This window comes from Bacillus sp. FJAT-29937 (genome assembly GCF_001509555.1).
Lineage (GTDB): Bacteria > Bacillota > Bacilli > Bacillales > Cytobacillaceae > Cytobacillus.
Genome location: NZ_LMAS01000003.1, coordinates 1,100 through 14,479, shown reverse-complemented (window position 1 = coordinate 14,479; position 13,380 = coordinate 1,100). Strand labels below are relative to the sequence as shown.

The following is a 13,380-nucleotide window of genomic DNA, read 5'->3' as shown; positions in this document are numbered from 1 at the left end:
ACTTATTTTAACATACACTTATTCTCATTCATATGTCAATTATAGTCATGTTCAGCCCAGGTATTTCAAAAATAATGAAAAGAAGAAAAATTCCTCGTTATCGGCTTTCATTTTGTACCATTGACACTTACCTTTTTCCCTCTTAGACTGATATTGGAGAGCCGTTATTACGATCTATTTTTGACAGAGGGCATCCTATCCTATATAATAAATAGGTTTGATAATATAGATAAACAGGGGGAGAGTTTTATGCAAACACAAATGCATACAAGTATTCCGCCTACCAATTCTAGGGATTGGAAGGTTTGGTGGCAGCTGACAAGACCTCATACGCTTACCGCTGCTTTTGTACCAGTATTACTTGGAACGGCCTTAGCCCTTCAGGATACAAGCATTCATTTTGGATTATTTTTTGCTATGTTGATTGCAAGCTTGCTGATTCAAGCTGCAACGAATATGTTTAATGAATATTATGATTTTAAAAGAGGGCTCGATAATGAAAAGTCTGTTGGGATTGGCGGAGCTATTGTTCGTGACGGCATACATCCTAGGACAGTTCTTAAGCTGGCCCTCGGTTTATATGGTATTTCGCTCTTAATCGGAGTATACATTTGCATGAACAGCAGCTGGTGGTTAGCTTTGATCGGTATCATTTGTATGTCAGTAGGCTATCTTTACACTGGAGGACCATTTCCTATTGCGTACACGCCATTTGGTGAAATTGTTTCTGGCTTTTTCATGGGCATGCTGATTATTCTTATTTCGTTCTTTATTCAGACTGGAACAGTAACGGAAACAAGTATTTTAGTGTCAATCCCTATTTTGATTCTTGTCGGTGCTATTATGTTATCTAATAATATTCGTGATTTGGACGGCGATAAAGAGTTTGGCAGAAAAACGCTGGCGATTTTATTAGGAAGAAAGGGCGCCATTCAATTGCTTGCCGGTATGTTTATTGTTTCTTATGCATGGATTTTCATTCTTATTGCCATGAACATTATCTCACCTTGGTTAGCGATTGTTGTTCTAAGCGCCCCGAAAGCTATTAAAGCAACGAAAGGCTTTATTGGAAAAACAATTCCTATTCAAATGATGCCAGCCATGAAGGCAACTGCTCAAACGAATACAATTTTTGGATTTTTATTATCAATCGGTTTATTTATTGGCTATTTTTTATAAGAAAAGGCTTTAACCCTTGTCATAACAAGGGTTTTTTTCATGTTTAAAAAGGGTATCACTTTACTGTTTCAGGCATTCGAGTAATTTTTTTTCCGGTAAAGCTCATACTAAATCCATGGATTGTAAAAATAAGTCGAATCGAATTTGATGAGGATGTGATATTGTTTTGTTATCGTCTGAACAACTCAACCAATTAACGCGTCAATTAAAAGAGGAGAAAACATCTTTAGAATCACAGCTTCATGGAAATAAGGAAGGCAGTCTGGAAGGTGTAAATGCTAGAGAAACAGTTGGAGAGTTATCTGCTTATGATAATCACCCTGCAGACATGGGGACTGAATTATTTGACAGAACAAAGGATTTTGCCCTTGAGGAGCATCATGATTCCCAGTTAAATAAAGTAAATGCCGCGTTGGAGGCAATCCATTCAGGTTCTTACGGAAAATGTACAGAATGTGGCAAGGACATCCCATTCGAAAGGCTAGAGGCTGTCCCTTACACATTGTACTGTAAGGATCATAGCCCTGAACAAATTGTACCAGGTGACCGCCCAGTGGAAGAGGATGTACTGGAGCCAGCACACGGAAATACATTTCAGCACCACCAGTTTAGGGAGGTTATTGATAATGAAGACAGCTTCCAGGAGGTTGCCCGTTTCGGTACATCTGAAACCCCATCTGACCTTAGAGGCGATTATGAAGATTATAACTCCCTTTATAATGAAGGGCATGATGATGAAGGGTTTACGGAGGATTATGAAACCTTTATCGCCAGTAATATTGAAGGGACAGATAGAATCATCTACCCTTCGAAAAAGCATGAAGAATACGAAGCCATGCTTGATGAAGTCGGCACTGATACACCATTTGGTGATTTGCAATTCCATCGTACAGATGGATATGTAGAAGAAGAAGAGGAATAAATAAAAGGGGCCGTCTCAAGCTACTGAGACGCGCCCCTGTTTAATAGGCTAAATCCGCCAAATATCTTCCGCATACTCACGAATCGTGCGGTCGCTGGAAAAATAACCAGAAGCAGCAATATTTCTTAAACTCATCTTCAGCCATTTGCTTTGATCTTCATAGACTAAACCTGCCTGCCTCTGAATTTTCACATATGAATCAAAATCCCTCAGTACAAAATACTGATCATTTTCCGTAAGTAATGAATCGAAAATCGGCTCGAATTCATCATCAGCTTCCGGGAAAAAACCATTAATTAATTGATCGGCTACTTGACGAATTCTATTGTCATGATGATAGTAATCCATCGAATTGTAACCGCCATGCTGATAATATTGAAGAACTTTGTCAGCAGTAAGGCCAAAAATAAAAATATTTTCCGGACCTGCCTTTTCCATTATTTCAACATTTGCCCCGTCCAGAGTCCCAACCGTTAGAGCGCCGTTCATCATAAATTTCATGTTTCCTGTTCCAGAAGCCTCTTTACTGGCAGTAGAAATTTGCTCACTTATGTCTGCCGCTGGAAAAACCTCTTCAGCTATAGAGACACGATAATTTTCAAGGAAAATGACCTTCACCTGTTCATTCGTTCTGTCATCCCCATTGACTTTATCCGCTACTGTATTAATAAGCTTAATAATCTTCTTTGCATAATAATATCCGGGAGAAGCTTTGGCTCCAAAGATAAAAGTGCGCGGGTGCATATGGAAACTTGAATCCTCTTTCAGCTGATTATATAAATACATGACATGCAAAATATTGAGCAGCTGCCTTTTATAAGCATGGAGGCGTTTTACATGAATATCAAATATAGAGGAGGGATCCACTACAATGCCGGTCTGATTGCTAATTCTTCTAGCGAGCCTTTCCTTATTTTGCTTTTTAATACGGGATAAGTTTTGAAGAAAAGCTTTGTCTTCACCAAATTTGTTTAATTGACTAAGTTGGGCCGGTTCTCGAACCCATTCACTTCCTATCCCATCCGTAATAAGCCTAGAGAGAAGGGGGTTGGCTTTTAACAGCCACCTTCTATGAGTAATGCCATTTGTTTTATTATTAAATTTTTCCGGGAATACGTGATAGAAATTGCTCATTTCCCGCTTCTTCAAAATTTCAGTATGAAGTGCGGCCACCCCATTTACGCTATAGCTGCCGACAAGGGCGAGATGAGCCATTCTCACCTCTTCATGGGCAATTATCGCCATGCTTTCGATATGTGCCCATTCACCAGGATACAAATCCCAAAGCTGCTGGCAAAACCGCTCATTGATTTCTTCTACAATCATATAGATCCGCGGCAATAGCGGCTGAAATAAACGGACTGGCCATTTTTCCAGCGCTTCTGACAAGGTTGTATGATTCGTATACGAAATCGTGTTCACGGTAATATGCCAAGCCTCATCCCATCCCATGCACTCTTCATCGATTAATATCCGCATTAACTCCGGGATAGCGAGAACAGGGTGTGTATCGTTAATATGAATACTTACATTTTCGTGAAAATCACGTAAAGTTTCATGCTGCTTTTTATAAGAGCGAATAATTGAATTGATGCTTGCTGAAACGAGAAAATATTGCTGTTTTAACCGAAGGATCTTTCCTTCATCATGTGTATCATCAGGATACAAAAATTCAGAAACGGACTCCGTTTCCCGTTTATATTTCAAAATATCCTTATGAATTGGGTAGGGAGAGGGCTCCGCATTCCAGAGTCTAAGCGTGTTCACCGTTTCCGTCTTGTATCCGACAATCGGCAAATCATAAGGGACAGCGGAAATCGTTTCCGCTTTCTCGTGCCGAAATACGACCCGCCCATTTTCTTCTCTAGCCTCAACATTCCCCCAAAAAGGTACTTCAATGGCTAAATCTGCCCTTCGTACCTCCCACACATGACCATGCCGCAGCCATTGCTCAGGCAGTTCAACCTGATAGCCATCAACAATCTTCTGCTCGAATAAACCGTGCTTATATCGGATGCCACAGCCATGTCCCGGCAAATTTAACGAGGCTAGGGAATCCATGAAACAGGCAGCCAATCTCCCAAGCCCTCCGTTCCCTAGTCCCGCATCAGCCTCGATTTCATCTAATTCATATAAATCAATGCCTAAATCCTGTAAACCATCCATCACAACGTCCTCAAGCCCTAAATTAAGCAAATTATGATAGAGCAGCCGGCCAAGCAAGAACTCGATAGAAATATAATAAACTTGCTTGCCTCTATTACTTCGATAACGTTCATTCGTATTTATCCAGTCAGTGCTGACATATTCCCTAATCATATTGCCAATCGTAAAGTAATGATCCCTTTTCGTACTTTCGCCAAAGCTTTTTCCACAGATCATTTCCAGCCTTTTTAAGAAAGCTTCTTTGAACTCTTCCTTATTAGAAAACATGACTTTCACTCCTAGAGACGATTTCGGAATATAGATCATTGTATTTTTCAGCTGACTGCGCCCAACTAAAATCCGCTGTCATCGCATTTCTGACAATGTTTTTCCAGTACAATTCATTCCGATAAAAACGGAGCGCCTTTTGCACAGTAAACAGCATGTCATGGGCATTAAAATGGCTAAATGTAAAGCCGTTTCCTTCACCAGTAAGTTCATTAAAGGACTGAACAGTATCATTTAATCCACCTGTTTCTCTAACAACAGGAATGGCGCCATATTTCATCGCAATCATTTGCCCAAGGCCGCAAGGTTCAAATTTTGATGGCATGAGAAAGAGATCAGCTCCAGCGTACAGCTGGTGAGCTAGTTCCTCGTCAAAGCCAATATAAGCTCTGCATTTTTCTGGATAAGCCCATTCCATTTCCCTGAAAAATTGCTCAAACTGTGCATCACCAGTTCCAAGGATAATCATTTGGATATTCTCCGACATGAGCTCCTGGAAAACTCCGCGTACAAGATCAAGTCCCTTCTGCTCTGTTAATCTCGTAATCATTGCAACTATTGGGGTATTCATATGAGTTGGAAGCCCAAATTTCTCCTGAATATATCTTTTATTTTCCTGTTTCCTTTCAATTGCCTCAAGATTGTATCTCTCTAATAGGCATGGATCATTCTTCGGATCATAGAGGGCTGCATCTATCCCATTGATGATCCCTTCTAAATCATTCTTTCTTTTCAATAACAATCCATGCAGCCTTTCCCCATAGTGCTCCATTTGAATCTCTTGCTTATATGTGGGGCTCACTGTTGTAATTTTATCTGCTGCAACAATGGCACCTTTCATAAAGCTAATTTGACCGTAGAATTCCAGATGATCGATATGAAAATATTGATTGCTGAGTCCAAATAAATCTTGGAGAGCCTCCCGTGGCATAACTCCTTGAAACTTTAAGTTATGAATCGTAAACACTGTACGGATATCTTTATAGCTCTCTATCGCCTGATACTGAGATTTTAATAGAAACAGAATCATGCCCGTATGCCAATCATGACAATGAATAATGTCCGGGAAGAAATCGATCAATCCAAGACAGTCCAGTACTGCTCTATTAAAATAGGCAAACCGCTCCCCATCGTCGAAATATCCATATAAATTTTCCCGAAAAAAATAATATTCATTGTCTACAAAATAATAGGTGATTCCCTCAAATTGAAGTTCTTCGATGCCGCAATACTGATTTCTCCATCCTACCGGCACTGAAATTTCTGCCGTCTTTTTCATTTTAACTTTATATTCTTCATTTATAGATTGGTACTTAGGGAGGATAACTCGGATATCTGTGCCTAGCTTTTTCATTTCCTTAGGAAGGGACCCAGCAACGTCAGCCAGCCCTCCCGACTTTACAAATGGTACACATTCAGATACAACAAACAATACTTTCACGAATTCATCAGAGCTCCTTGCACAGTTCCTTTTTGAATGACAAACGGAGATTGGCTTGAACCAGCTAGAATAGTTCCAGATGCAACTTTCACATCTTTATCTAAAATAACCGAATCCAAATGGCAGTTCTCCCCTATCTGGCTTTTTTGCATAATAATGCAATTATTAATAATCGATCCTTTTCCAATCTTAACGCCGCGAGAAATAATACTATTCTTGATATTCCCCATAATTTGGCACCCATTAGCAATCATGGAGTGCTGTACTGATGCCCCTTCGAAATATCTTGCTGGCGGTTCATCTTTTACCTTTGTAAAAATCGGATGCTCCTGAGGAAACAGCTCTCTCCAAATATGCGGCTGTAAAAGGTCCATGCTTACTTGAAAATATGTTTGGATAGAATCAATCTTTTCGGCAAATCCATCATATTCATAGCTGCATATTAAGTAGGAGTGGTTTAAGTCATTGACGACATCATTCATGCAAGTATAACCTGTATGTTCACGCGACTTAATTAGTTCTATTAGAAAGGACGTTTTTACTAAATACATCTCCAGGGACCGCCCCTGCTGGCGGATTTCCGTTATATCACACCCCGCACGAATATGAAGATCAAGAACAGGGCGAAAATCCATATTAAAGACTGTAAAGCAATTTGCGATAAGCGCGTATTCCTGATTACTTCGGTAAAAATAATCTAAGTTTGCAGCAAAATGATTAAAGGAGCCAATTCCATTACGGGAACCTTCAACCATTGGTGATGGGAAAAAGAAAAGGCCATCTCTTTTTCTATTAAGATCCCAGTTCTTCCCCGAACCTAAATGATCCATTAATGAGCGATATTGATATTTAGGGAAAATCGCTACACTTTCTATATCAGAATTCACCATATTGGAAAGAACAAAGTCGATGAGGCGGTACCTGCCTGCAAAGGGGACCGCCCCAAGCGATCGATGAATCATCAGCTCCCCCAATTCTTCATGATAGGTTGTTGCATCAATAACACCAAGCAAACGATTCTTCACAATCTTTCCCTCCCACAGTCAATAGCTGCAAACTCAATAAATTCTGTTATTAAACCACTTTTCCACTAAAAACCTAATTTTTTAAGAAACATATTTTTGAAGCATTTCCTCTGAAACTAGTACAATCTCATCGTCTTCCATTGAACCGCTAATGATCATTCCATCAGGTATATGGATATTGGAAGGAATAATAGCTTTTTCAATGACAACGTTTTTGCCAATTTTGGCATTAGGCATGACCACAGCTTCACGTATAAATGATTCCTTCCCGACTGTTACCCCTTGGAAAAGGACTGACTTATCAACATTTCCCTCAATGGTACAGCCTTCATTAATAAGTGATCCTGTAATTTTTGCCTCAGTTGAAATATATTGTGGTGGATGATTCGGGTTAACAGAGTATATCCGCCAATTATAATCAAATAAATTTAATTCACATTCCTCATCTAATAAGTCCATATTAGCTTCCCAAAGACTTCTAATAGTTCCGACATCCTTCCAATAGCCTTTAAACGGGTAAGCGTATAACTGCTTTTCTTCTGCCAATAATAACGGAATAATATCCTTGCCAAAGTCATGGCTGGAATTAGGGTCTTTTGCATCCCTTTCTAAATACTCCTTCAGAAGGGACCAATTGAATATGTATATGCCCATGGAAGCCAAGTTATTTTTTGGCACATTCGGCTTTTCCTCAAATTGGGTAATTGCCATGTCATCACTCGTATTCATTATTCCAAATCGGCTTGCTTCTTCCCAAGGAACTTCAATAACTGATATCGTGGCATCAGCACCTTTATCAATATGGTAATTTAGCATGAGCTCATAATTCATTTTATAAATATGGTCACCGGAAAGGACCAATACGTATTCCGGGTTATATTGCTTTAAATAATTGATGTTCTGATAAATGGCGCTCGCCGTTCCTGTGTACCACTTGACCTCAGATGATTCACTATAAGGAGGGAGAACGGTAACTCCACCATTTCTACGATCCAAGTCCCAGGCGCTGCCAATTCCAATATACGAATTCAATACAAGCGGCTGATATTGCGTCAGCACCCCAACCGTATCAATGCCTGAATTTGTACAATTGCTTAAGGTGAAATCTATAATCCGATATTTTCCTCCGAATGGCACTGCAGGCTTAGCCAGATTTTCAGTCAACGAATGGAGTCTGCTCCCTTTCCCTCCGGCCAATAACATGGCTACGCACTTCTTCTTTCCCATTTCCTTTTCTCTCCTTTCGATGCTTAACAGGTCGTAATATCGATATGCCAAAGGGGGCTATCGTCATTTTTACCGAATAGGGCTTCCCATGATACGGTTCATCTTCCGTCTTCAAAACCTTCTTATTTACAAAACCTGCTCCTCCAAATTCGGCTTTATCACCATTAAATATTTCTCGATATGACCCCTTTTGAGGAACACCTACCCAATAATCTTCATAAACACGCTCTGTAAAATTACAGATGACAATGAGATGCTCACCTTCGATACTTCCTTTACGGATAAAAGAAAAGATCGATTGCTGATGGTTATTCACATCAATCCACTCAAAGCCCTCTTGAAGAAAATCCATCTCGAAAAACGGCCTTGAACGCTTATATAGTTTGAGCAATTCCTTTACATACCCATTTATTTTTTTATGCATGTCGTACTCAAGCAAATGCCAATCAAGCTGCTCTTTAGACTTCCATTCAGAAAAATGGCCTAGTTCTGTCCCCATAAATAATAGTTTTTTTCCCGGATGAGCAACCATATAGCCTAGCAACAGTCGCAGCTGAGCAAACTTGCTCCAGTAATCGCCAGGCATCTTATCTAGAAGTGACTTTTTCCCATGAACGACCTCGTCATGTGAAAAGGGCAGAACAAAGTTTTCTTTAAAGGCATACAACAGGGAAAAGGTCATTTTCCCATGAACATTCGACCGAGCATCAGGTGCTGTTTCCATATAGCTAAGGACATCATTCATCCAGCCCATATTCCATTTGTATTGGAAGCCTAGGCCGCCGTAATGTACAGGAGAAGTCACCTGCGGCCATTCACTCGAATCCTCAGCCATCATTAGGATTGCAGGATCACGCTCGTTAATTGTCTGATTTAGTTTTTGCAAAAAGTGGATGCCCAATGGATTTTCCGTTTCCTCCTGTCGATTCGGCCAATAAATGATATTCGATACGGCATCAAGGCGAAAGCCATCAATATGATACGTTTCCATCCAAAAAAGCGCATTTGAAATAAGAAAGCTATGTACTTCATTTTTTCCAAAGTTAAAATTAGCCGTGCCCCAAACAGCATTTTCACTGTCCCAAGGATTTTCATATTCATATAAATTTGTTCCGTCAAACTCATATAGCCCTTGAGCATCTTTGCAAAAATGTCCAGGCACCCAATCAAGGATTACCCCTATGCCGTTTTGATGACATTGATCAATAAAATACATAAAGTCATGCGGCGTACCGTACCGGCTTGTAACGGAATAATAGCCTGTTCCCTGATAGCCCCACGACTCGTCGAGCGGGTGCTCGACAAGGGGTAACAATTCAATATGGGTAAATCCAAGCTCCACAACATACGGAATTAATTCAGCTGCCAATTCTTTATAAGATAAGAAGCGGCCATCCTTTGTCTTTCGCCACGATCCTAAATGGACTTCATAAATGGCCATTGGCTCTGATAGGGTATTCCTTTTTTCTCTTTTCTGCATCCAATGATCATCATTCCACTGATAGCCATCAAGAGAATATACAATGGAAGCTGTATTCGGTCTTTTTTCCGAATAAAAGCTAAACGGGTCCGATTTCAAAAAACGCTTGCCTTCCTTTGTAATCATTTCATATTTGTATAAACACCCCTGTAGATCCTGATCAATATGAGTCATCCAAATTCCTTCATTATTCACTCTATGTAAGGGATACCCCTCTCCATTCCAATCATTAAAATCACCAACTAATCTGACAATTTCCACATTCGGTGCCCAGACACAAAACCGAGTCTTTACCTTTTCATCTTCTTTCATGATATGTGCACCAAAGAGCCGATAACTTTCAAAAAGGGTACCCTCATGAAATAAATGCATTTGGTAGTCTGTTGGAAAAACTGTGTTCATGTCGCTCTTCTCCTTCTAACTGCAATAGCTTCAATGATTATATTCGAGCGATTTGCAAAAAGACCTTGTAAAGATTTTCTAAACTTTTTGACAACAAATTCGGCGTTTTGTCAATTAACAGCAAGATATAAAGGGAATCCTGAAATTTCGACATAATTTATTGCCTGGAATGACAAAATAAAACATGCAGGAATGTGAATTTTGAGCATTATTGATGAGCCCGCCTTGCCTGTGGGCGGCCGGTCGGGTACCTATGATGGTGATTGGTTACCGGGGGTGACTCTTTTTAGCGGGCGGGCATCTAAGCGCCCTATTGATGACCGGGCCAAGCATATTTTGACTGTGTCGGGCACCTATGATGGTGATTGGTTACCGTGATTACCTTTTTTCAGCCGGGACGGGCATCTAAGGCCCTATTGATGCCTTGCCTTCCATAAAACAGTCGTTCGGGCACCAAATTGAGTTATAGTTCTGGGTTTTTTCACAAAACTTTTGTTGAAAGGAGACAAATAAATTGAGTAATAAAGAAGAAGAGTTTTTAATTAATGAAGCTACCAAAGATGAAGTGAAGGTCCCCATTTTTGGCCCGCCAGATGGAAAGATTATTGCAGTTGGAGAAATGTTTAGGGGGCCGTCCACTGGAATAACATCGGAATTCGACCTTGACAACCCTGGAAGGAAATTACGCGAAAAAGATGAAAGATTTGACTAGCAGAGAAGCCCAATATTAGCAAAAACGCTTGGAATTGTATTTTTAAAGGGTTCTGTTATGAGATGATAAGCGGAGACTTTCCGGTTAAATGCAGATTGGAGCTCGTTTCGGGGTAAATAAGGGGAATTTTTCCGCTTATGCCAAGCAAAATCCCCCATTTTTGAAGTTTTCGAGTCAAAAGGCGGAATCTCTCCGTCTATTTAAGCCATTTTTTAATTTTTCTACCAAATAGGCGGATTTTCTCCGACTATATATTTGATTGCTTAACCTAATCCCCAAACCTATAAGTGCGGACCCTCTTGATCCTAATTGCTAGAACCCGGTAGAAACCTTGATAAAAAAAGAAATAGACGTATGGGCATTCATACGTCTATTTTCTTGTGTATTTTAAAAAGAATGCACCAGAAAAAAGGACACTATTATTGCATTTTTCCAAGTGTTTTAAGAGTAAATGAAGATACTATTCAGTGAGTAAATTCGGGATACCTTAAACGATTTGTAGGATTTCATCTGGAGTTTGAATCATATAATCAGGATTTTCAGATTGAACCACTTCTATGCCATCATAGCCCCAACCAACCCATATAATTTTTACACTGCACTTCTTGCAGGCCACGATATCCCGATGCTCATCTCCGACATAAATTACCTGCGAAGGCTGAACATTGTAAGATTTTAAGAACTTTTTTATCATTTTATCCTTACCAAAAATACGGCTTGAACAAAGAATATCAGTTACTTTAACCTCATTACGATTTAAGAACTGCCTAATATTCTCCTCTGAATTAGAAGAAATAATGGCAGTATGGTAACCTCTATTCTCTAATTCATTTAGTAACTCCTTAATCCCTTCAAATAGAGTCACGTCTAGAATTGATTGGCGATAGGCAGCGTAGAGTTCCGGCATCACAATAGGCAGTTTATACATTGGAAAATTTAATAACTTGCTTCGCTCTTTAATAGTTAGTTTTTTTAAATCCTCTAACTTATCATGCTCTACTTTTTTAAATCGGTGCTTTTCAGCTAGTTGATTCCAGGCAGAAACAAATGCATATTGAGAATTGGCAATCGTTCCATCAAAATCAAAAATAATATGCTTAATCATTTACTGTTTCTCCTTATGGCTTTTTTAGGATTATTCCACTCACAAATATTTTCTATTTTCCCTATATATAAAAAATACCACAGAACCTTTGTCCATGGCATCTTTTAACATCCTGTTCAATATAGAAGCATAAAAAAAAGCTGCCAACACAATTGGTTGACAACCTTTTTTTATGACCCATACGGGATTCGAACCCGTGTTACCGCCGTGAAAGGGCGGTGTCTTAACCGCTTGACCAATGGGCCTTATTATGGCGGAGAAGGAGGGATTTGAACCCTCGCGCCGCTTACGCGACCTACACCCTTAGCAGGGGCGCCTCTTCAGCCTCTTGAGTACTTCCCCATAATGGCTCCGCAGGTAGGATTCGAACCTACGACCGTTCGGTTAACAGCCGAATGCTCTACCACTGAGCTACTGCGGAATAACATTAATATAAAAATGATGGGCCTAAATGGACTCGAACCATCGACCTCACGCTTATCAGGCGTGCGCTCTAACCAGCTGAGCTATAGGCCCATATTTTGGAGCGGGTGAAGGGAATCGAACCCTCATCAACAGCTTGGAAGGCTGTGGTTTTACCACTAAACTACACCCGCATTTAGTAATAATTAAATGGTGGCTCAGGACGGAATCGAACCGCCGACACAAGGATTTTCAGTCCTTTGCTCTACCGACTGAGCTACTGAGCCACAATATGGCGGTCCGGACGGGACTCGAACCCGCGACCTCCTGCGTGACAGGCAGGCATTCTAACCAACTGAACTACCGGACCAGATTGCGGGGACAGGATTTGAACCTGCGACCTTCGGGTTATGAGCCCGACGAGCTACCGGACTGCTCCACCCCGCGATAATAATATTTACAATAAAAGTAATGGAGGAGGTAGAGGGATTCGAACCCCCGCGAGCCGTTAAGCCCCTGTCGGTTTTCAAGACCGATCCCTTCAGCCGAACTTGGGTATACCTCCAAATAATAAACAAAATGGTGGACCTTGTAGGACTCGAACCTACGACCGGACGGTTATGAGCCGTCTGCTCTAACCAGCTGAGCTAAAGGTCCTAATTTGGTAGCGGCGGAGGGGGTCGAACCCACGACCTTACGGGTATGAACCGTACGCTCTAGCCAGCTGAGCTACACCGCCAAATTAAGGATTATATTTAATTAATTATTAAATATGGTGGAGCCTAGCGGGATCGAACCGCTGACCTCCTGCGTGCAAGGCAGGCGCTCTCCCAGCTGAGCTAAGGCCCCATAATGATTTAAATGGTCGGGAAGACAGGATTCGAACCTGCGACCCCTTGGTCCCAAACCAAGTGCTCTACCAAGCTGAGCTACTTCCCGATAAAACTTATTATTTGATATAATGGCGCGCCCGAAAGGAGTCGAACCCATAACCTTCTGATCCGTAGTCAGACGCTCTATCCAATTGAGCTACGGGCGCATTAGTTTATATC

Annotated in this window: 9 protein-coding genes and 14 tRNA genes; 3 read left to right on the top strand and 20 right to left on the bottom strand. The window is 40.7% G+C overall.

Translation table 11 applies throughout. The annotated features are described in order from the left end of the window. The first annotated feature begins 249 nt into the window (after nt 1-249). A complete protein-coding gene (locus AR328_RS06440) occupies nt 250-1,179 on the top strand; it encodes a 1,4-dihydroxy-2-naphthoate polyprenyltransferase (RefSeq protein WP_066292005.1) in 930 nt (309 codons plus the stop codon). A gap of 166 nt (nt 1,180-1,345) precedes the next feature. Then, nucleotides 1,346-2,101: a TraR/DksA C4-type zinc finger protein gene (locus AR328_RS06435; RefSeq protein WP_066292004.1), complete on the top strand. Its 756-nt coding sequence runs from the start codon at nt 1,346-1,348 to the stop codon at nt 2,099-2,101. A gap of 48 nt (nt 2,102-2,149) precedes the next feature. On the opposite strand, the gene AR328_RS06430 is transcribed toward AR328_RS06435, so the two are convergent. The 5 genes from AR328_RS06430 to glgB form a co-directional block, all read right to left on the bottom strand. Further along, nucleotides 2,150-4,534, bottom strand: a complete 2,385-nt coding sequence (locus tag AR328_RS06430) for a glycogen/starch/alpha-glucan phosphorylase (protein WP_066292003.1) — start codon at nt 4,532-4,534, stop codon at nt 2,150-2,152. Then, nucleotides 4,524-5,975, bottom strand: coding sequence for a glycogen synthase GlgA (glgA, locus tag AR328_RS06425; RefSeq protein WP_066291999.1), 1,452 nt, complete (start codon nt 5,973-5,975; stop codon nt 4,524-4,526). The genes AR328_RS06430 and glgA overlap by 11 nt, the downstream gene beginning before the upstream one ends. After that, on the bottom strand, nt 5,972-7,000 hold the full coding sequence (locus AR328_RS06420; RefSeq protein ID WP_066291994.1) for a sugar phosphate nucleotidyltransferase: 1,029 nt from the start codon (nt 6,998-7,000) through the stop codon (nt 5,972-5,974). Before AR328_RS06420 ends, glgA begins: the two co-directional genes overlap by 4 nt. Nucleotides 7,001-7,081: 81 nt before the next feature. Continuing rightward, complete coding sequence (locus tag AR328_RS06415) at nt 7,082-8,227, bottom strand: glucose-1-phosphate adenylyltransferase (RefSeq protein ID WP_066291991.1); 1,146 nt, start codon at nt 8,225-8,227, stop codon at nt 7,082-7,084. Next, nucleotides 8,157-10,109, bottom strand: coding sequence for a 1,4-alpha-glucan branching protein GlgB (gene glgB, locus AR328_RS06410; RefSeq protein ID WP_066291988.1), 1,953 nt, complete (start codon nt 10,107-10,109; stop codon nt 8,157-8,159). Before glgB ends, AR328_RS06415 begins: the two co-directional genes overlap by 71 nt. A gap of 514 nt (nt 10,110-10,623) precedes the next feature. Here glgB and AR328_RS06405 point away from each other — a divergent pair. Then, on the top strand, nt 10,624-10,821 hold the full coding sequence (locus tag AR328_RS06405) for a hypothetical protein (RefSeq protein WP_066291987.1): 198 nt from the start codon (nt 10,624-10,626) through the stop codon (nt 10,819-10,821). Nucleotides 10,822-11,308: 487 nt separating this feature from the next. Here the strand turns inward: AR328_RS06405 and AR328_RS06400 are convergent, their stop codons facing one another. The 15 genes from AR328_RS06400 to AR328_RS06330 form a co-directional block, all read right to left on the bottom strand. Next, on the bottom strand, nt 11,309-11,926 hold the full coding sequence (locus AR328_RS06400) for an HAD-IA family hydrolase (protein WP_197414425.1): 618 nt from the start codon (nt 11,924-11,926) through the stop codon (nt 11,309-11,311). 173 nt (nt 11,927-12,099) lie between these two features. Continuing rightward, nucleotides 12,100-12,171 (bottom strand) — tRNA-Glu (locus AR328_RS06395). Nucleotides 12,172-12,177: 6 nt separating this feature from the next. After that, nucleotides 12,178-12,268 (bottom strand) — tRNA-Ser (locus AR328_RS06390). 4 nt (nt 12,269-12,272) lie between these two features. Then, nucleotides 12,273-12,347, bottom strand: a tRNA-Asn gene (locus AR328_RS06385). A 21-nt stretch (nt 12,348-12,368) separates the two neighbouring features. Beyond that, nucleotides 12,369-12,442, bottom strand: a tRNA-Ile gene (locus tag AR328_RS06380). Nucleotides 12,443-12,448: 6 nt separating this feature from the next. Next, nucleotides 12,449-12,522, bottom strand: a tRNA-Gly gene (locus tag AR328_RS06375). 17 nt (nt 12,523-12,539) lie between these two features. Next, nucleotides 12,540-12,615, bottom strand: a tRNA-Phe gene (locus tag AR328_RS06370). Between the two features lie 6 nt (nt 12,616-12,621). Then, nucleotides 12,622-12,698, bottom strand: a tRNA-Asp gene (locus AR328_RS06365). Between the two features lie 3 nt (nt 12,699-12,701). Further along, nucleotides 12,702-12,775: transfer RNA gene (locus AR328_RS06360), tRNA-Met, on the bottom strand. Between the two features lie 25 nt (nt 12,776-12,800). After that, a tRNA-Ser gene (locus tag AR328_RS06355) sits at nt 12,801-12,893 on the bottom strand. A gap of 15 nt (nt 12,894-12,908) precedes the next feature. Then, nucleotides 12,909-12,985, bottom strand: a tRNA-Ile gene (locus AR328_RS06350). A gap of 5 nt (nt 12,986-12,990) precedes the next feature. Beyond that, nucleotides 12,991-13,067: transfer RNA gene (locus tag AR328_RS06345), tRNA-Met, on the bottom strand. Nucleotides 13,068-13,101: 34 nt separating this feature from the next. Then, nucleotides 13,102-13,177: transfer RNA gene (locus AR328_RS06340), tRNA-Ala, on the bottom strand. Between the two features lie 13 nt (nt 13,178-13,190). Further along, a tRNA-Pro gene (locus tag AR328_RS06335) sits at nt 13,191-13,267 on the bottom strand. A gap of 23 nt (nt 13,268-13,290) precedes the next feature. Beyond that, a tRNA-Arg gene (locus tag AR328_RS06330) sits at nt 13,291-13,367 on the bottom strand. Nucleotides 13,368-13,380 lie beyond the last annotated feature (13 nt).